The following is a 19,780-nucleotide window of genomic DNA, read 5'->3' as shown; positions in this document are numbered from 1 at the left end:
TTTTCGCTGTTTTCACAAACTTGAAATGATTGTAATGGCTATGTTAAAGTATACGAAGATCGAAAAGGTTAAAATTTTGATACCTTTTGACAGGTAGTGTCATATTCAATGCTAAGTCGGCAGGTTCAGATGAACAGAGTCTTACATATGAACAAGGCTTAAAGGAGAGAGACATGAAAGGTTCTAAGGGGAAACGGTGGATGAACAGCGTCTTGCGCAAGCAGGCGGGCGAACATTCCGCCCACAACAACAACTCGAATAGCGGGTCCTCTGAGCCGTCGAGCCCACACAACCGGGGATGGAAATCACCGCGCAGATGGGTTTGGATATCGGCAGGGGCATTGCTCATAGCAGGATCGATATATACTGGCGGAAAAGCGTATGTGAACGCGAACACGATTCCGTTCTACCATGTGCTTGTAGATGGGAAGGCAGTCGGTACCATTCAAGATGATGCTCAGCTTGACCAGCTTCTGAAAGAGAAGCAGAAGGAATATCAGGAGGAGTATCCCGACGTCCTTATGGTACTTCATACTGAAGGTATCACAACCAAGGCGGACCGTTCCTATAAGCCAATCGTGAACAGCGAGGAAACCCTTGATAAGCTGGACGGCATGCTGAAGGCCTATGCCCGCGGCGTGGAGCTGAAGGTGAACGGAGAGACCGTGGCAATCGTGAAGGATCAGCAGACGGCACAAGCGGCCGTTGAGGCAGCGAAGCTGAAATTCGCTCCGGCTGCTGCCAAGAAGGAGCAGACGCAGAAGGTTGCCTTCACGAAGACCTCCGCATCGGCATCAAGCAAGAAGAACGATAACGGCAGCGGGCTCCAGTCGGTTGATATTAAAGAAAACATCTCGCTGGCCAACACGAAGGCCGATCCGAACAAGGTGCTGGACGTGGAAGAGGCGATGAAGGTGCTTACGGGCACCAAGGACAAGCCGGTGGTTTACACGGTAAAAGAGGGAGATACCATATCCTCGATTGCGCAGCAGTTCGGCATGAAGTCAGCTGACGTGATGGCATTGAATCCCCAGCTGGAGGAGAAATATGTGCAGATCGGCGCCGAGCTGCAAGTGACGAAGCCGGAAGCGCCGCTTACTGTAAGAACGGTTGAGACGGTATCGGTGAAGCAGCCAAGCAAACCGGAAACGATTGTTCGCAAGAGCAGCGAACTTCCGCTTGGCAAGCGAAAAGTCGTCCGTCCTGGACGCGATGGTGTGAAAACGGTCGATTATATCGTAACCAAAGAGAACGGCAAGGTCATATCCAAGCAATGGACGGGTCAACAGGTGGTGCAGGAATCCCTGCCGGAAGTTGTGTACAAAGGCACCAAGGTGGCTCCTAAGAAAAAGACATCCACCGCAGTCATGAGCCAGAAATCCAGCGGCAGCATGTTTGCTTGGCCAGTGAGCGGAGCACGAATTACGAGTCCCTTCGGACATCGCTGGGGAAGAAGCCATGAGGGTGTGGATATGGTGGGAGGCAGTACTATTATGGCATCCGCCTCCGGAAGAGTTGTGTTTGCCGGTCAGCAGAGCGGCTATGGCAACGTCGTTATTGTCGATCATGGCAACGGATATCGTACCCTTTACGGTCATATGAGCAAGATTTCCGTTAGTAACGGACAATCGGTCGGACAAGGCTCCAAGCTGGGGGTCATGGGCAATACGGGCCGTTCTACGGGAACCCATCTGCATTTTGAAGTGCAAAAAAATGGAGTTGCCCAAAATCCGATGAATTATCTGTAGTTCTGTGTTATACTAGGGAAACCAATGCGACATAAGCCATTATTGGTTCATATATCATAATAGTGAAGATGGCCGCTCCTTAACGGGGGCGGTCATTTTTGCGTCTTGGCAGGTGGGGATGTGGAGGGGGATGTGGGACAGAACGGGAAATATTTGCAGTGGTGTCGCAAGTGGTGTCCTTCTCCGTCGCTGTTGAATTCGGAAAATAGAAATGTGGCTTACGATGAAATTTTCCGAATTCAAAGGCGATCGCTCACGCTCTCCGAATGACCCCACTTGCTGCATTCGAAGGTTTCCCTTATCTGTCGATCCATCCCCGCACCTTCCGGCCATGCTGCCGGAGCAAAGATGGCCATCCCCTGAATCGGGGCGGCCACTTAGCGCGGTGTGGGGGGGAGAGGATGTGGGACAAAGCGGGAATTTGCTGCCGTTTACATTGAGATGGCTGCTCAGGAGCGGTGGGTGTGTAGCGGCGGCAGGTGTGGTAAAATGAAAAGAAGACCGTTTAAGTGAAGGTATGAGGTGAACAGGAAGATGCAGGGAACCATTCTGGTGGTGGATGATGAACAGCCCATCGCCGATATTTTAAAGTTTAACTTGGAAAAAGAGGGCTATGACGTCATCTGTGCTTTTGATGGCATTAGCGCCGTGGAGATTGCGCTCACGAAGCGGCCGGATTTAATGCTGCTTGATTTGATGCTGCCCGGTAAAGATGGAATGGATGTGTGCCGCGAGGTACGTGCCGCTAACCTGCAGATCCCGATCATCATGCTCACGGCAAAGGACGGAGAGATCGACAAGGTGCTTGGACTTGAGCTTGGCGCAGATGATTATGTGACGAAGCCGTTCAGCACGAGAGAAATACTGGCACGCGTGAAGGCGCAAATGCGCCGCCAGCAAAAGCCCGACAACTCAGCGGATAACACAGGCGGCACAAGTGCGGGTGGACAAGGCCTGCGGCTGTTCGAGCTGTTTATAGATACGGATATGTATATGGTATACAAGAGCGGGGAAGCGCTCGATCTGACGCACCGTGAATATGAATTGGTGTATTATTTGGCCCGGAATGCAGGCAAAGTGATGACGCGCGAACATTTGCTGCAGGCCGTATGGGGCTTTGAATACTTTGGCGATGTGCGGACCGTGGACGTTACCATCCGTCGACTGCGCGAGAAAATCGAAGAGAATCCTAGCAAGCCGGAATACATACTGACTCGGCGCGGACTAGGCTACCTGATGCGCAGCGCTAAAAACGGAGGCCTGTAATGAAGTGGCTGTCCTTCTTCCGCACCATTCAGGCGAAGGTCATCATCATTTATGTCCTTCTCATTCTGATCGCGATGCAGCTGATCGGGGTGTATTTTGTGAGTGCGATGAAGAACTCGCTGACCAGCAACTTCACGAAGGATTTGCAGGAGCGCGCCGAGCTGATGTCAGTGCTGGCAGCTAAGACCCTTGGCGGCGAGAATGATTCGGAAGAGGATTCGATCGACAGCCTGCGGATTATGGTGAACAATCTGTTCAATTTGAACGGAGCCGAGATTCAGGTGCTGGATTCCACGGGACGGGTTCTCACCACCTCGCTGCCTTCGCATGCAGACTACGTGAACACCAAGAATACACAAACGGTTGTCAGCCGGGCATTGCAGGGAATACAGGATAATGAGGAATACATTATCGATGATGATAACATCCGCAAGAAAGTGGTGGCCAAGCCGGTCATGTATAACGAGAAAATCGTCGGTGCCATCTACATTGTGGCCAGCATGAGCGAGCTGTACAGCACGATGCAGCGGATCAACAATATTTTTATATCGGGGATTCTGTTGGCGCTTGGCTTAACCGCGGTGCTTGGCGTCATTCTGTCGCATACGATTACCCATCCGATCAAGGAGCTGACCAAGCATGCCCGGGCCGTCGCGGACGGCCGGTTTACCGAGAAAACACCGGTGTTCGGCAGCGATGAGATCGGCCAGCTCAGCCAGGCGTTCAACTATATGACCAGCCGTCTGCGCGAAGCCCTCTCGCAGAACGAAGAAGAGAAGGAGAAGCTTGCTTCGATTCTGACCAATATGAGTGACGGCGTTATCGCAACCGATGAAGCGGGACGTGTCATTCTGATGAACCGGCGCGCCGGGGAAATGTTGGGCGTGGAGGGGGAGGAGCTGGCAGGACATGATATTGTATCCCTGCTGGGCCTAGAGGAATCCGAATCGGAGGCGCTGGCGCGCAGCGAAGGGCATGATTCCAAGCTGCTGGAGATTGTACCGCGCGAGGGCAGCGAGCCGTTCATGATGCGTGTGACCTTTACGCCGATTCACCGGCGGGAGATTGGCATCACCGGTACGATTGCGGTGCTGCAAGACGTTACAGAGCAGGAGAAGCTGGAAGCGTCGCGGCGGGAGTTCGTGGCGAATGTATCCCATGAGCTGCGTACGCCGCTGACCACCATCAAGAGTTATACCGAGGCGCTGGAGGATGGGGCGCTGGAGGATAAACAGATGGGGCCGCGATTTGTCGGCGTCATCCAGAACGAGACCGGCCGGATGATCCGACTGGTAACGGACCTGCTGCACCTGTCACGGCTTGATTCCAAGGAGGCAGCTCTGCACAAGGAGCCGACGGACATTGTGGAGATGTTGGAGGATGTAGAGGATCGCTTCTCTTTCCAAATGAAGCAAAAGCATATCCGCACCATAATTGAGGTTAAACCAGGGGTATCCACAGCTATGCTGGACCGGGACGGCATCGATCAGGTTCTCGACAACCTGATCTCCAATGCCTTGAAATATACGCCAGACGGAGGCACTATCACCATGGATGCAAGCATTACGGAGGAAGGCATGCTGTCTTTATCCGTTAAGGATACCGGGATCGGTATTCCGAAGAAGGATCTGGACCGGATCTTTGAACGCTTCTACCGCGTAGATAAGGCCAGAACACGCAATTTAGGCGGAACGGGACTCGGTTTATCCATTGCCCGGGAAATTGTCAGAGCCCATGGAGGCTTTATTACCCTGCAATCAGAGCTTGAGAAGGGCACAACCGTGACCTTCACCCTGCCCTTGAACAACGAGGGGAGGGCGGTTATGTGAAGGAACGTATGAAGACCGTACTGCTGGTTGTGTTGGTCCTTGGCAGTCTGCTGCAAAGTTATGTTCTGATATTCCGTTTCCCGGGCAGCGATTCCGTTGTTCAATCCAAGGATTCCTATATCCGAACCGAGGAGATGGGACCGGAGGAGAAGCCGGAGAATCTGCTCTTTCCTGATAAAATGGTCATTCATCTGGGAGAAGACAAACATACGGTATTCTATTCGAACGATACGTTTTACAATCTCGTGTATAACCGGCTTAAGGGCCGGACCTTTGATAACTTTCAGCGCCGGATGGTTAGCAATATCGACTGGACCAAGGTTCGTTCGGAGAACCGGGGCATTGAGCTGAGCTTTGATTCGGGCATTCCGGTTACTCTGCTGCAGCGAGTAATGCAGATCGTGCCGGACACGCTGTTTGAAGGGGAAAGCATCAATAAAATATGGCTGTACAGTGTGGAAGGCGAAGCTAAGGTTCACGTCATGTTCTTCAGCACGGAGGGCGATGTCGTCTATGAAGCCGCGCAGGCTGATTTGACGGTACAGGACGTGGATCAACTGGTGGATTTCGGGCTGAGCTGGCCATCGTATAAGATGGTGGATGGGCGCTACTATATACCGGAGAAGGAACTGAATATGGTCAGTGTCGAACTGCCGATTGGCGAATACACGGTGGAGCAAATGCAGCGCAGCTTGTTCTTCGATCCTAGCATCACCCGCAACATTAGGGAAAAAGACGGCTCCGAGATTTATACGGACAGCAAGCGGAGCTTACAGGTTGACCAGGGGCAAAAATGGATCAGTTATACCGATCCGGCTGCGCCGCCATCCGGCGAGAGCAGTCCCGGGAAGGATGTACTGTCCGCCATTGATTTCGTGAATCAGCACGGCGGCTGGAACGGAACGTATCGACTGGGCAAAGCAGGCGAATCCGAGGACCGGACGCTGGTGAAATTCCAGCAGTACTATGGCGGATTTCCCATCCTGAATACACCGGGCTTCCAGTATGGGGTGATGGAACTGGATTTACAGCAGGGTACGGTCACATCCTATGAGCGTTCGCTGTTATATCTGGAGTCTGCCCCGTTGAAGAAGCAAATGGTAAAGCTGACAGGTGGCGAGGCACTGGAGGCGAAGCTGAAGCCTTATGCTGAGGATAACTCCATCGCGAGTCTGGACCCTGCATATCTGCCAGTGCGAACGGAGGAAAACCTGCTGCTTAAGCCGGTATGGGCGGTCGAGCTTCAGAACGGGACAGTCATCACGCTTGAATAAGCGATAGTGTTCAACAATGAAGGAATAAGGAGGGAACATCATGGATTGGGGCCGTGCCAAAAATGTATTGATCTACGCGTTTTTGCTGCTGAATCTGGTGCTGGGCTATCAGCTCTGGATGGATTACCGTGAGCAGGTCGGCTCCAATCTCGATTTCACCTCGCTATCCGAGAGCACCCAGCAGGTGATGGAGGAGAATGGGATTCAATTGCTGAGCCCGATTCCGACGGAGACGCCGCAGCTTCCTAAAATTAATTATATATACAGTGCAGAAGCGCAGGGCGAGCCGGTAGGGCTTGAGGAGCCGGTTGACACCAAGCTGGTGTATGCCGATGAGAAGGAATTGCGAAATGCCTTTGAAGGGAAGGTTGCCGATCTCGGAAACTATCGTCATGATCCGCAGTCAGACAAGGAGAACATATTCATATTCCGTCCGTTGGTGCAAAAGGAATGGCCGCTCTTTAATGTGGAACTGGAGTTCATTTATGAATCCCAGAAGATTCACGCCTATCGCGAACCGGTCTTTGAGATTATGCCAACCGATGATATGGAGGAGCAGAAGGTACTGTCCGCATCGAAGGCGCTTGAGACCCTCATTGAACGTAACTTTATACCGCCGGACACAGCGGTCAGAGAGATTCAGCTCGGTTATTATGGGCAGCTGTTTAATACGGAGGATCAATTGGCAGCGCCAACCTGGCGGTTTACGCTGGACCATGGCGAGATGATTTATGTACAGGGCATCAGCGGGGATGTCCTTACGCCAAAAAGCGATACGACAAAGGAGTAACAAGACTATGGGGATATCATTTTCCGTGCTGTCGAGCGGCTCAACGGGCAATGCGACCATTGTCCGCAATGAGGATACGACACTGCTGATTGATGCGGGATTGAGTGCACGGCGCATTGATGAGCTGCTGAAGGAACGCGAGATGATGGGGGAAGAAATCGACGGCATCCTGGTAACGCATGAGCATTCCGATCACATTCGGGGGCTTGGTGCGGTTGCCCGTAAATACAATCTGCCCATCTATGCGAATGAGAAGACGTGGGAAGCGATGACCAAGTCGCTGGGCAAGATTGCCGAAGAGAACCGGATTGTGCTGGAGAGTCATGAGGTCAAGGATTTTGGCACGCTGCGGGTAGAGCCTTTTGAAATATCCCATGACGCTGCGGCACCGGTCGGTTATTGCTTCTATGATGGCGATGAGAAGCTCGGCGTGGCTACAGATCTCGGTTATGTCAGCGATAAAGTGAAGAAAGCGCTGGATGGATCGGACGTGCTGGTGCTGGAGGCGAACCATGATATCGAGATGCTAAGGATGGGACGGTATCCATGGAATACCAAACGCCGGATTCTCGGCGACATGGGCCATTTGTCGAATATTTCGGCAGGTGATGCCCTGAGCGAGCTGCTGACGGGAGATACCAAACGGACATATCTTGCCCATCTTAGCCTTGATCATAACATGATGGAGCTGGCAAGAATGACCGTCCGTGATACGATGGAGGATCGCGGGTGCTTCTTCAAGGACAGTGAGTTTAAATTGTGTGACACGTATTATGACCGTCCAACCCCTTGGGATAAGGTAAGCGAGTAGACGTAAAAGCCATTATAGATTCATTATATAATCATAAGAAAACAGCCCCACCGTCATATTTATTTATGACATGGAGCTGTTTTTGTTGTTATGGCCTATCCTGAGAACTTCGCCCGCGTTAACGCTTGCTGAGACTCTCCTGCGCCATGCGAACCATTTCCCGAACCATGGAACCGCCAATCGCACCGCCGACTTTTCCGGCCTGCTCCGTGGTCAGATCTCCGTTACTGCCGGGTTTAAGCGGTACCCCCAAAGACTTGGCGACCTCATATTTGACGTCTTCCTGACTCTGCGGGTCTACCTTGTAACCTTCATTCTGCATCACCTTGGTCATGAATTGCTGCATTTCGGGGCTCCGGTGCCGCCTTGATCTTCTTGCCATCCCATAACCCTCCTCACTGCTGTATGGTTTCCCCCTCATAACATTCCCCGTTGAGAACTTACAAATGAATGGATAACCTAACCATTTCAAATACTAGGGGGAGTTTGAGAGCTCTTCTGGTTGTTAATAGGATCATTTCATAGACAAGACTCGGATAGGAGGCTAGCTGCTGGGAAATCGGAAGTATTTTTGCAATGGGAAGCTTATGAAGAATAAGTTGCCGGGAATCCAAATAGGAATGATGTGTAGGTCAACCGGAGCCTACCTCCTGGCCTGTCTGATTTGTATGGATTTGGCAGCTTTTGGCGATCTCCTTTGCCATATTCTTAACACATTTGTTCTGTATAGTTCTTGAAGGGGGAATGCACGATTGAGGGCTGAGACGTTCAGTGCTTGAGGGATGTCGAAAGAATGGAACATGGAATAATATCCTTGAAAATGGAACCTCTTGGTTGTCTCTCACGTATAGAAGGGTATCGTGTTCACCCGTGATTGTTGTTGTTCTGTAATGAAGAATTACGCTGTGTACAGACTTTAGGAATTGCCATCAATTTGGCATTTGTTTTTACAAAAGAAAGCTGACGTGAACCTCTGTTCGTGTGGTACAATAGGAGCACTAGAAGGCTGGATGCTTCTGTCAGAACCCGCATCGAACAAGACATCAGGGCCTCTGTATGGTATAGATCGAGCTGGTCCAGGTATTCCCAGTTTTTTTTACGAAAAACAGATATTTCGCGCTTAAGCCGCCCTGTTTGTGGTAATAGAAAGATACAGGGTTTTTTTTGAACTGTCGGGTGGCAATACATACCTTTTATGGAACTAGATTTCAGCCGAAAGAGCCGGAATATTCGCTAAAGAGCCATATTTCGATAAAAGTTCAAAGAGAGGGTTCAAAAATGCAACTTTTTGAGCCGCTAAAGAGTTAATACAATAGAGAGATATTTAACAGGTGGCACGCTGCCGATTCATAGAAAGCTAGATACACTCGGTGCAGGGCGGTTGTTATGACGACAAGATGATTAAGTCGGTAATGGCGGAAGGTCTGAAGCTGGTAAAGTATCTTGACGTGTAGCAGCCAAGGGGAGAGAGGGATCGCAATGGGATTGTTTGACGATGATTTCTATTCAACTAAAATTTCCAGACAGAGCAAAAATACCAGCGAGGACCCATCTGAGCGAAAAACGAAGTGGCGGACTTCCCGCCGTAAAAAGAGTTTATCCACATTTCAGATATCCGCGATCAGCTCCGTATGCAGCGCATTGATTGCAGTCATGCTGTTCAGCTTCCTTACAGGACATCCTGCGACTTCGTCGCCCATGACCTTAGTTAATGGCAGTCACCAGCTGTCCACGTCCGATGGCGATCCATACGAACGAATTATCAGCGCTGCTCAGAAGGTACGGCCGGCCGTAGTCAGCGTACTGACACATAAAGAGACCGTCTTTCCCGAAGAGGAAGGCCTAGAGGGAGAGGGTCTGGAAGAGGAGTCCGCTGTTCCACCGGAACAAGAAGGAGACTTTGAGCTTCCGGAAGGGTTCGATTTCGGGGAAGATTTTGACTTTGGCAATGATTTCGGGGGCTCGCAAGAGGATGCCTTGGGCTCCGGCGTTATCTTTAAGAAACTGGAAGGGAAAGCCTTCGTTATTACCAATAACCATGTGGTTGAAGGAGCCGATTCCCTGGAGGTTGTATTGGTAGGAGGGGAAAAGAGGAAGGCAACCTTGGTCGGCACAGACAACGTCAGCGATATCGCAGTTCTGTCCATTGATAGCAAAGGTATCGGCGAGGTCGCAGAATTTGGCGATTCCTCCAAGCTTCGTCTAGGCGAAACGGTCATTGCCATCGGCAACCCGCTTGGTCTTGGCGATACACTCACTTCCGGCATTGTCAGTTACACGAACCGTATTATTCCGGTGTCACTGAATCAGGATGGCATCTACGATTGGGAACAGGAGGTCATCCAGACTGATGCCGCTATTAACGAAGGCAACAGCGGCGGTGCGCTGGTGGATCTGAACGGCAAAGTCATTGGCATCAACACGATGAAGATTGCTGACACCGGCGTAGAAGGACTCGGGTTTGCAATTCCGGTCAATGAGATTACGGAGGTTGTGACCGAGTTGATGCTGAAGGGCCACATTGCGCGTCCATATCTGGGCGTCTACACGGTGGATCTAAGTAATCCGTATGCTCCGCTCAGCAAGAAGGAGAAGGAGAACCTCAAGCTGCCGAAGACGGTAACCGAAGGCGTGGTTGTACTGGATGCGCTTGGTCCTGCGCTGGATGCCGGTATGCAGTTGAATGACGTCATCATCAAGCTTGACGGCAAACCGATCACGACGACGCTGGAGCTTCGCAAGCACCTCTATCGTAACACGAAGGTAGGCAGTGACCTGAATGTGACCTTTTATCGCGATGGCAAGCTGCAGTCGCTGAAGGTGAAGCTGGAAGAGAAGCCTGGAGAATAATACGGGCAGTTCTGAAGAATACGGAATCAGGCCCTTGAAGATTTTTTTTGTGCCACGTGATCGTTCGTTGTTTAATGCAGCAAGTAACGGGTATATATTATCGTTAGTGTTGAATAGAATCCAATATAGAGAGATTTTGAAAAAGGTTAGATTAGAGCCGATGAACGGCCGTGAAAAAAGAGCGTGATCCACGCTCTTTTTTTCATTTACCTGAAAGAGATGTAGAGAGCGAAGGACAAGTCCTGTGAAATCCATGGATGTGGAGGAAGCTTTTGCGGATTGAAATAAAGAGGGAATAGCCATTTGCGGCAAAAAGATTTCTTTTTGTCGTAGAGTGTGGTAGAACAAAAGAGTGGCTATACTTGATTGATGATAAAACACAACATGAGGCGAATGATAGAAAGGATGCATAGAATGTACGTCGTATGCAAGGAACATGTGGAACTAGCGATCGAAAATTTCGTGGATGAATATGAGGATGCCCCGGATATTGTTGATCTGAAGGAGACCGAGTTTTCGGACTGGGACCCACCGGTGAAGTGCGCGGAGTGCGAGAAGCATGCTGAGTTTTTAGTTGTGTAACTTTTGAACATTTGACTTGAATAGATGATACCGATGAGAAAGCGTGATGAATTCACGCTTTTTTTGTTAGAATCGATGGGATTATGTTTTCGCTAAGAGCTTGGGAATGGAGGGGACGTCGATGATACAGAGGAGCATCCGAGGCATCCGAGTGACGGATTATACCGATATCTATCTCCTGAACGTGGAGTTTAACCCGAATCTGCATGCGTTCTCGGAAGATAAAGTCAAAGAGAAAATCGAGACCCTCATCCACCATACGAACGATGTGGTTCTGCTATGCGAATCTGATGATGAGGTTATAGGCTACATTCATGGAAGTCCTTATGAGCTGTTGTTCTCAGAATCTTTAATCAATGTGTTAGGTTTTGTCGTAAAGGAGAGGTACCGGAATCAAGGGACGGGAAGTCTGTTGATCGAGAGTCTGGAGCAGTGGTCCCAGAGCCGCGGTTATTCCGGCATCAAGCTGCTGTCACATCCGAGCCGTGTGCAGGCTCACAGATTTTATGAAAGACGGGGCTACAAGTTTACCAAGGATCAGAAAAACTTTATAAAAAAGTTTGAATAAACTCATGCTATCGTACAGGGACTGCCTTTTCAGCGAGGGGTTGAAGAGGTAATAAAGAGTATGCCTGCATTCCGAACGTACTTGTCAGATGGAGTCATAGGCTTCGATGTACAGACTGTCAATAGTGTATGATGGGTCTATAGATGGAATGTGGCGCGGTAAATACCTATCGTGAATGGAGACGATCACTGTGGATGACTACGGGAAATCATGGGAGAATGAAATCAGGCGGGCCGCAGATGAGGCCTACGATAAGGAAATGGATGCAATCAATCAACAGCTGAAGCAAGAAATCCTCATTGCGCTCATTGGCGATGTGAATACCGGGAAGTCTTCCACCATGAACCGTATCGTCGGTGAAGAGGTGGCAGGCGTAGGGGCTGAGCCGGGAGAGACAACCGAGATTAAACCGCACAAGTACAAAGAGCACATTTATTTTATTGACACACCCGGATTGAATGACGTAAATACGGCCAATTCGGATGTGACCTTGAATTATTATAAACAGGCGGATATCGTACTGTTCTTCCTGAACGCAGCGGGTATCGTCTTCTCCGAGGTGGAGAAAAAGTCCTTTGAGAAGATTCAGAGTATCAACTCAAATATTTTGATTGTGCTGAACAAAATCGATGCCGCAGATGAAATCGACCGGCTGGTGGCGCGCATCAAGAAGGAGACCGGGGGGCGCTACGTTGTTGCGCCGGTATCCTCACGGACGGGTGAGAACATCGACCAGCTGCGGAGCAGCATTCTGGAGCTGACTTAAAAAAAAGTCTAAAGACATTCTCTTTGCCAAAAGTATCAAAGAGAAGTCTGCGACAGCCAATGCCTGGATCATTGGAGCCTCCGTCTCCGCAGGGGCGGTAGGCGCATCGCCTATTCCGGGCTCGGATATCATTCCGATTACCGGCATTCAGGTGAGCCTGCTGACGCGGCTGGCGGTGCTGTACAATAAGCCGATCAGCAAGGAGACAGCGAAGGAGCTGGTCATTGCCACGATATTCGGGAATATCGGCAAGAGTATTTTTCGGCAGATCGTGAAGGTGTTTCCGGGAGCGGGATCTGTCGCCGGAGCGACGGTTGCGGGCGCAACTACGCTGGCACTGGGGTATGCGGTGAAATATGCCTATGAGCACAATATCGAGATCAATACGGCGAATATTACGAAGCTTTACAAGAAGTTCAGGGATAAAGCGGAGTCTGAAGCCAAGAGCGAGTCCAAGTAATCTGATGGAATAGAAAAAGGGGCCATCGGCCCCTTGATCGCAGCTGCTTACGGCAGCCGATACTTCCTTATTTACTTTACCGCAGCATGATCGGATTTTGCCTGCTGCAGCATCGATTTCCAATCCGGGAAATCCGTTTCTCTTGAAACATGCCGGTCAAACAGTTCATCTGGAATGTTATCGATATCTTCGTGAGTTTCCACCTGGAAGTTACCCTTTATCAGAAATTCCCCAAAGCTGCCGTGCGATGAATGTTTACGCATAAACGCTTCATTGAACAGCTTTTCCAGAGAAATGTTATCCGGATCCTCCTGTACCGACTTTTGTCCTTGCAGCTCCTTCAACAGATCGTCAAACGACATAGGCTTTTGCTTTCTCAGAGTACCACTCCTAAAACTTTTATTTGTTTTCAGTATAACATATCAGAAATATCTCATACGCATAACCGATTGGGCAGGGGCTTTTCAGTCAAGTTATCTTTTCAATAATGAAGACCATGTCTGCTCAAGCCAGGCATCAAAGTCAGCGCCCTTGTCACCTTCGTACGTATCGTAGAGGTCGATTCTCATCTTTTTCAACTTCTCTTTGAACTCTTCATACGTATGGTCGCGGGGCAGGCTTTTCTTGATGCGCAGCAGCACCTTCGTAGCGTCCTTCATCAGTTCGCCCTTCTGTCGTACCGGCATTTGCACATCTTCGCCAAAAGCCAGCAGTTTATGATAAGCAGCCTCCCGCACTTGATAAACCGCATCCGTATTCAGTCTATGCTTGAGGATGTCGATGGATTTCTGATTTTTCCAATTTCCTAATTCTTCTACCGCATCCAAACGTTCTCTCCAATTGGCGTTCCGGTTGGCAGAGCTCTTCAGCTCCTCGTAATTCTCGGGCATATCCGTTATTACTTCTTGATTGTCCAATCATTTCATCTCCTCAACATGTTGTATCAGGTGGATCTGTACCATATGTTTAATTATGGGGTATCTTTATGGTTTCCGGCGTCGGCTGTACCGTTCGCCTGCTTGGCCCCTTTACTGGTATAAGGTTTGGGTTTACTCTTGGCTCTTCGAGCGCTTGCATCCCACCGGCTCCAGCCCTTCTTGCCCGTGCCTCTGCCTGTTCCGCCCTTGCCTTTGGATTTACTCAACAAATCACTCCGTTATGGTTTAGTCTTGTCCATATATGCTGATTGTTTACCAGCACTGTTGAAATATACACTGTATTTGCCCATATGTATAGGATACCACGGAATTTAGCATAAGAATCGGATTTTATTGGTGGTTTTCATCAGAAGTCATGTTAGAAGTTGACTAATTTCTTTCGGCATGCTATTTTGTTTTTGAACTGACCAGTCAGAATAAGATTGATGAATCGAAAATTAGCCGTGAAAGGGCAGATCCGATTGTGAGTAAAGATAAAATTATCCAAGCAGCCATTGAAGTATTCTCCGAGAACGGATACCACCGTGCAAGCATGGATGAAATTGCCGCCCGGGCACAGGTTGCCAAGGGGACCCTCTATTACAACTTCCCGGGCAAGTCGCAGCTGTTCAAGACGGTTGTGAAGCAGGGCATCGAAGATATTATGCAGCGGACCGAGGCTGAACTGAACTCGCCTCTGCCTATGAAAGAGAAGATCGAGCGTGTGATCCGCGATCATCTGGATTTGTTTCTGGAATCCCGCCATTTTTCCCACATCGTGTTTAACGAGATTTCTAACGGAATCGAGCAGGAAGTACTGGATGAGCTGAAGGAGCTGAAGCGGAAATATTTAAGCTTCTTGGCAAGCATCATTGAGGAGGGTCAGTGTGAAGAGAACCTGTGCCGAGCCGTCGATGCCAATCTAGCGGCTGCCAGCATTGTTGGTACGCTGGAAAGCACCTGTAATTATTACCTGAACCATCAGGATGCGTATTCCCGCGATGATCTGGAGCAGTTTGCGTTCACGATGATTACCCAAGGCCTGTTTATATCGCTTGAATAAGCGAGGCCTTCTTTTTTTGAGCATGTACAACTGACCAGTCAGTACAAAATTTACGGAGGAAAGCGACGGTGTTGATCATGGATTGGAATACAAACGGTTTACTGGCATTGGACTGGTTCAAACAAATGCGAATGGACTCCCCGATAGCGGCAGTTGAGGGGGATGGAGCCTGGAATGTTTTCAAATACGAGGATGTCAAAGCCGTGTTTACAAATTATGAAGTATTCTCATCCCAAGGCTCGTCTTCTACCGATGATCCCATTGAATCCAGTGTTCTGCGGCAGGACCCGCCGAAGCACCGTCAGCTGCGCAAGCTGGTGTCTCATGCGTTCACGCCGCGCATGATTGAATCGCTTGCTCCCAAGATTCAGGAGATTACGACTTCCCTGCTGGATGAAGCAGAGAAGAAGGGAACGGTGGATATCGTTGAAGATCTCGCAAGCCCGCTTCCGATCACGGTAATCGCGGAGATGCTTGGGGTATCGATGGAGTATCGGGAACGCTTCAAGGCATGGTCGGACGCTCTGGTGGGCAACAATTCGGATGCCTATTATCAGTGTCAGCAAGAGATGAGTGAGTATTTCTCCGAGATTGCCGAGGACCGCCGCCGGCATCCGCAGGATGACCTGATCACGAAGCTGGTGGAGGCGCGCATTGATAATGAGCATCTAACCGATCTGGAGATTATCGGGTTCTGTATTCTCCTACTCGTAGCCGGAAATGAAACGACAACCAATCTGATCTCATCAGCGGTACTCGCCTTTGACAGCCTGCCGGGAGGTTCGTGCGGAGGTGCTTGCAGACCCATCGCTGCTTCCGGGGGCATTGGAGGAAGTGTTCCGCTACTTCTCGCCCGTTCAGTTAATGTTCCGCAGCGTGAAGCAGGATACGGTGCTTCGGGGGCAGGAGCTGAAGCAGGGCCAATTCGTCTACATCTGGATGGCCTCTGCCAATCATGATGAGGATGTGTTCGAGAAGCCGGACGTCTTCAACATTCACCGGAATCCGAATCCACATCTTGGGCTGGGAAGCGGCATTCATTACTGCATGGGCTCCCAGTTAGCCCGTATGGAGTCCCGAATTGCCCTTCAGACTCTGCTGGACCGTTATCCCGCATACCGCCGGGACCGCTCCGTTGAGCTGGCACGGATGGACAGCACGATGATGTTCGCGCTGAAAGAGCTGCCGATCATTTTGAAATAGATAGCAAGCGAAGAGTCGATCTCGGAGGAGAGCGGCTCTTTTTTAAATGGTGATGTCATTGCTCAAATAACGGTTGAACATGCATAGAAGCAATTGAAATGGCAATGCCCATAAGTTAAATGTTATGGCGGTCTCCTGTCGATTAGAAATTGAGGGAGGGGCTGTAGGAATGCGGAAGGTATGACCTTTAACTGGGGGCGCTACCATGTTAGAATGAACGTCATAACAGCAGAGATTAAGGAGCGAAAGCGCCATGAATATACAGATGATATGCGTAGGCAAGTTGAAGGAGAAGTACCTGGTGCAGGGCATTGCGGAGTACAGCAAGCGCCTTGCGCCTTACGTGCGCCTCTTTGTGCATGAGGTGCCCGATGAGAAGGCGCCGGAGAACATGAGCGAAGCGGAGATGCGGCAAGTGCAGGAGAAGGAGGGCGTGGGTACTCTCCTCGGCCACATCAAGCCGGACACCCACGTCATCGCCCTTGCGATCGGCGGCCAGCTGTGGTCCAGCGAGGAGCTGGCAGCCCATATCGACAAGCTGGGACACGTATGGCACCAGCAGCGTAGCTTTTGTCATCGGGGGCTCTAACGGCCTCTCCGAGGACGTATTAAAGCGCGCGCAGACGAAGCTCAGCTTCGGGCGCATGACCCTGCCGCACCAGCTGATGCGGCTGGTGCTGGTGGAGCAGGTGTACCGCGCGGTGAAGATTAATCGGGGGGAACCGTATCACAAATAGTGGTAAAGCAGAAGACAGAATTAACTATTGAAACGGAGTGGATTAAAAAAGCGTTAACTTCAAGAAAACTATAATAAAGAAGAAATGATTATAAAAGAATCTGGGGAGTTCAAATCCCCTCGCCTCCACCATGAAAACCCAGTCCTCACGCGGACTGGGTTTTGTTATGCCTTAAATATGTAGACGGATTGTAGACATGGGAACTGTAAGACATGTTTTTTTATTTTACTTGTAGACATTTTGTCTACAAATTCTAGTGACTATTAGTGTTTGAAATAGAACTTAATAAGATATTGGGACTGGTTTAATCTTTGCGATTATTCAGTCTCTTTATTGATGGATGTTTCTGAAAAGCAGTTGTATAATAAGAGTATTACGAGATTATACAACATTTAACAGCATTGGAGTGAGAAACAGTTGAGCAAAAATCTTAAACTAAAGAATGATTTTCAAAATTTCATTCTTAGTGAGGACTCCAAGCTTTATACACCTGATGAAATTAAACTAATTAACCTGATTATTCGCAATTTTGATAGTATTGCCGAAGTTGGCACAGCAGGTGGCAAACGAGCAAAGTTACTTAAAGACTTCCTCGCAATTGACTGGGGAAGTATATCTAGTGAGCTTGTTATTGCAAGCACCGATAAAGAGGCTGTGTCTTTTCCAATTAAACAACTGAAGAAAATTACTATTGAAAACTTTAGAGGTTTTTCTAATCAATTTTTTCATGATTTTTCTAAACCCTACACACTTATTTATGGAACTAACGGATCTGGAAAGACAAGCTTTTGTGAGGCATTAGAATATTCGTTATTAGGATATATAAGTGAGGCGGAATCAAAAAGATATGATTCAAACAAATATATCGTTAACGTTGCTACTGGTAAAGGGCAGAAACCTATGCTTACAGTTATTGATGAAAATGATGCCGAGATAGCAGTGTCTGCATCGCCTAATTCCTATCATTTTTGCTTTATTGAAAAAAATAGAATTGATGGATTTGCTAGAATATCTGCAAATACACGTTCAAATCAAACGCAGATGTTGTCTATTTTATTAGGATTAGAAGATTTTAATCAGTATGTTTCGGGATTTACAGAAAACATTGAAAACTATATTAATACGAACGAGTTAGAGGGGGATAAATACAAAAATCTAGCTCAAAAAACAAAAGAGGTTGATGCGGATAGAGTAAGTATTGAGACGAATAATAATAATGTCAATAAACTGAAAAGTGAAAGAGATCTTCTTATAAAAGCAAGTAAGTTAGAAATGACTTTTGAAGAAATTGATGTCTACCTTCATGGTGTTCCCGATAAAAATGGACGGTTAATTGAAATTGATGAAGAATTACAAAACATCAGTCATGTTCACTATGATAGTACTGGGCTGAAAAGTATTACAGAAAATTATGAAGAGATTTTACTTTCTTTGAAGGAGTACAAGCAGCTCAGAGAAGACTTGGATAAATCAAAGGATCAGATTAGCTTTATGCAACTGTTTACAGCGTTAAAAGAGCTGAATAGCATCTCTGAAGACAATTGTCCAGCATGCCTAACTCCTATTGCTTTAGTTGTAAAAAATCCATACAATCATGCAGTAGAAAAGCTATCGGAGTTAGGTGAATTAGCTCATTTGGAGGAAAGGCTTGAAGTAATTTCAGAGGAAATTGTATCCAAGACAACAAAGCTTATAAGAGATATTGACACCAAGATTAAATTTGCAAAAGAGCTTAGTTCGTCAGTGCAGTTTAACTTCACCCAAGACTTATTATCCCAAGAATTGAAACAGAGTAATATAAAGAACAAAGTCATTGATATAGAGGTACTAATTAATGAAATAAAGAGAAATAATGAATCACTCGAAGTATTGGAGGAGTTGCTAAACTTTAAGAACTCAGAGTATAAGAATTCATCACAGAAGAAAGATACACTTCAAGAAGAAAAGAAACACTTGAAAGGTCTTTCTGATAAAATCAAAAACATACAAACTCAAGAAAGTACATACAAAAAACTAATAAGTGATGCACAAGTAAAAATACAAGAATTTGATAAGAGCAATGCAAAATTGATTAGCGAAGTGGAAATTGAGAAACAGCAAGTTGCTATTAATAAGGAGTTTGTCAGTGCCTATAAGTCACTCTTAACTAAACTGAAAAAATACAACATGGAATTACCTGGGAAGCTAATATCTAATATGAATGAACTAACCAGAGATTTTTATAATGAAATCAACAAACATGATTCTGATTTTGAATTACTTGAGAAGATTGAATTACCAACGAAACCAGAAGATAGAATTACAGCGTATTTCAAAGATAATCCGACCAAGGCTGTTGATGCATTACATGTATTAAGTGAAGGGCATGTAAGATGTTTGGGGTTGTCTTTACTTTTGTCAAAAATCGTAAGGGAGAATATTAATGTTATTATCTTTGATGATGTAGTCAACGCAATAGATGATGATCACCGTGGAGGGATAAGAGAAGTTCTTATAAACAGTCCAATGTTAAAAAATAAACAGATAATCCTAACATCACATGCTGAAGAATTTATTAAGGATTTGGAAAACCAAGTAGGGAAGCGGCAGTATGACAAATTAATAACGAGAATTACGTTCCTACCTCCAGAGAAGAGAATAATTAGAACAGATAATATTTCAACATCACACTATTTGACTAACGCCTAAGACGTTCCTTGAACGGTCACAAAAACGAGATTGTCTACGCTATTGTAGAAGTGCGCTTGAAAATATAAACAGTGTTTTATGGAAGAGATTAGGTAGAACATATAATGCACAAATTTCAGTACAGATTCGACAACCAAAAGGTTTACCGGACACTATGTCTACCGCGCAGGGGCTTTCTAAATTTATAAAAGATCTGAAGAAAAAGGAAGGGAATGTTTAAGTTTGTAT

The 19,780-nt window shown here is 47.8% G+C and carries 17 protein-coding genes and 3 pseudogenes; 16 read left to right on the top strand and 4 right to left on the bottom strand.

What is annotated here, in order from left to right; genetic code table 11:
• Window positions 1-173: 173 nt before the first annotated feature.
• The 7 genes from PVOR_RS01560 (at window position 174) to PVOR_RS01535 (ending at window position 7,718) form a co-directional block, all read left to right on the top strand.
• A complete protein-coding gene (locus PVOR_RS01560) occupies window positions 174-1,748 on the top strand; it encodes a peptidoglycan DD-metalloendopeptidase family protein (protein ID WP_006207310.1) in 1,575 nt (524 codons plus the stop codon).
• A gap of 223 nt (window positions 1,749-1,971) precedes the next feature.
• The gene (locus PVOR_RS30270; RefSeq protein ID WP_138917764.1) at window positions 1,972-2,241 is read left to right on the top strand and encodes a hypothetical protein; all 270 of its coding nucleotides are present in this window, start codon (window positions 1,972-1,974) and stop codon (window positions 2,239-2,241) included.
• A gap of 41 nt (window positions 2,242-2,282) precedes the next feature.
• Window positions 2,283-3,014, top strand: coding sequence for a response regulator YycF (gene yycF, locus PVOR_RS01555; RefSeq protein WP_006207308.1), 732 nt, complete (start codon window positions 2,283-2,285; stop codon window positions 3,012-3,014).
• Entirely contained in the window at window positions 3,014-4,843 is a 1,830-nt protein-coding gene (gene walK, locus PVOR_RS01550; protein ID WP_006207307.1) for a cell wall metabolism sensor histidine kinase WalK, read from the top strand. Before yycF ends, walK begins: the two co-directional genes overlap by 1 nt.
• Window positions 4,840-6,117 (top strand): YycH family regulatory protein, encoded by a 1,278-nt coding sequence (locus PVOR_RS01545; RefSeq protein WP_006207306.1) that lies wholly within the window; start codon window positions 4,840-4,842, stop codon window positions 6,115-6,117. The genes walK and PVOR_RS01545 overlap by 4 nt, the downstream gene beginning before the upstream one ends.
• Before the next feature lie 40 nt (window positions 6,118-6,157).
• Entirely contained in the window at window positions 6,158-6,907 is a 750-nt protein-coding gene (yycI, locus tag PVOR_RS01540; RefSeq protein WP_006207305.1) for a two-component system regulatory protein YycI, read from the top strand.
• A gap of 7 nt (window positions 6,908-6,914) precedes the next feature.
• Window positions 6,915-7,718 (top strand): MBL fold metallo-hydrolase, encoded by an 804-nt coding sequence (locus tag PVOR_RS01535; RefSeq protein ID WP_006207304.1) that lies wholly within the window; start codon window positions 6,915-6,917, stop codon window positions 7,716-7,718.
• A 118-nt stretch (window positions 7,719-7,836) separates the two neighbouring features.
• On the opposite strand, the gene PVOR_RS01530 is transcribed toward PVOR_RS01535, so the two are convergent.
• Window positions 7,837-8,100, bottom strand: coding sequence for an alpha/beta-type small acid-soluble spore protein (locus PVOR_RS01530; protein ID WP_006207303.1), 264 nt, complete (start codon window positions 8,098-8,100; stop codon window positions 7,837-7,839).
• 1,097 nt (window positions 8,101-9,197) lie between these two features.
• Here PVOR_RS01530 and PVOR_RS01525 point away from each other — a divergent pair.
• The 4 genes and pseudogenes from PVOR_RS01525 to PVOR_RS01515 all read left to right on the top strand — a co-directional run bounded on the left by PVOR_RS01525 (window position 9,198) and on the right by PVOR_RS01515 (window position 12,944).
• On the top strand, window positions 9,198-10,568 hold the full coding sequence (locus PVOR_RS01525) for a S1C family serine protease (RefSeq protein ID WP_006207302.1): 1,371 nt from the start codon (window positions 9,198-9,200) through the stop codon (window positions 10,566-10,568).
• 414 nt (window positions 10,569-10,982) lie between these two features.
• Entirely contained in the window at window positions 10,983-11,150 is a 168-nt protein-coding gene (locus PVOR_RS29450; RefSeq protein WP_006207301.1) for a CxxH/CxxC protein, read from the top strand.
• Between the two features lie 121 nt (window positions 11,151-11,271).
• Window positions 11,272-11,718 (top strand): GNAT family N-acetyltransferase, encoded by a 447-nt coding sequence (locus tag PVOR_RS01520; protein WP_006207300.1) that lies wholly within the window; start codon window positions 11,272-11,274, stop codon window positions 11,716-11,718.
• Between the two features lie 190 nt (window positions 11,719-11,908).
• Window positions 11,909-12,944, top strand: a pseudogene (locus PVOR_RS01515) (GTPase).
• Window positions 12,945-13,015: 71 nt separating this feature from the next.
• Here the strand turns inward: PVOR_RS01515 and PVOR_RS01510 are convergent.
• The 3 genes from PVOR_RS01510 to PVOR_RS29445 all read right to left on the bottom strand — a co-directional run bounded on the left by PVOR_RS01510 (window position 13,016) and on the right by PVOR_RS29445 (window position 14,088).
• On the bottom strand, window positions 13,016-13,306 hold the full coding sequence (locus PVOR_RS01510; RefSeq protein ID WP_006207299.1) for a hypothetical protein: 291 nt from the start codon (window positions 13,304-13,306) through the stop codon (window positions 13,016-13,018).
• Window positions 13,307-13,417: 111 nt separating this feature from the next.
• Complete coding sequence (locus PVOR_RS01505; protein WP_006207298.1) at window positions 13,418-13,861, bottom strand: HEAT repeat domain-containing protein; 444 nt, start codon at window positions 13,859-13,861, stop codon at window positions 13,418-13,420.
• A 53-nt stretch (window positions 13,862-13,914) separates the two neighbouring features.
• Window positions 13,915-14,088, bottom strand: a complete 174-nt coding sequence (locus tag PVOR_RS29445; protein WP_006207297.1) for a DUF3934 family protein — start codon at window positions 14,086-14,088, stop codon at window positions 13,915-13,917.
• A 257-nt stretch (window positions 14,089-14,345) separates the two neighbouring features.
• On the opposite strand from PVOR_RS29445, the gene PVOR_RS01500 reads away from it, so the two are divergent.
• The 5 genes and pseudogenes from PVOR_RS01500 (at window position 14,346) to PVOR_RS01485 (ending at window position 19,552) form a co-directional block, all read left to right on the top strand.
• Complete coding sequence (locus PVOR_RS01500) at window positions 14,346-14,924, top strand: TetR/AcrR family transcriptional regulator (RefSeq protein WP_006207296.1); 579 nt, start codon at window positions 14,346-14,348, stop codon at window positions 14,922-14,924.
• 77 nt (window positions 14,925-15,001) lie between these two features.
• Window positions 15,002-15,367: pseudogene (locus tag PVOR_RS32735) on the top strand (cytochrome P450); the annotation flags it as partial.
• A 349-nt stretch (window positions 15,368-15,716) separates the two neighbouring features.
• A complete protein-coding gene (locus PVOR_RS31235; protein ID WP_327196517.1) occupies window positions 15,717-16,127 on the top strand; it encodes a cytochrome P450 in 411 nt (136 codons plus the stop codon).
• A gap of 253 nt (window positions 16,128-16,380) precedes the next feature.
• Window positions 16,381-16,864 (top strand): annotated as a pseudogene (gene rlmH / locus PVOR_RS01490) (23S rRNA (pseudouridine(1915)-N(3))-methyltransferase RlmH).
• A 417-nt stretch (window positions 16,865-17,281) separates the two neighbouring features.
• Window positions 17,282-19,552 (top strand): AAA family ATPase, encoded by a 2,271-nt coding sequence (locus PVOR_RS01485; protein WP_006207293.1) that lies wholly within the window; start codon window positions 17,282-17,284, stop codon window positions 19,550-19,552.
• Window positions 19,553-19,780 lie beyond the last annotated feature (228 nt).

It is taken from the genome of Paenibacillus vortex V453 (assembly GCF_000193415.1).
GTDB classification, from domain to species: Bacteria; Bacillota; Bacilli; order Paenibacillales; family Paenibacillaceae; genus Paenibacillus_AQ; species Paenibacillus_AQ glucanolyticus.
Note: the sequence above shows the minus strand (reverse complement) of the source record. Positions and strands in the feature narration are given on the sequence as shown.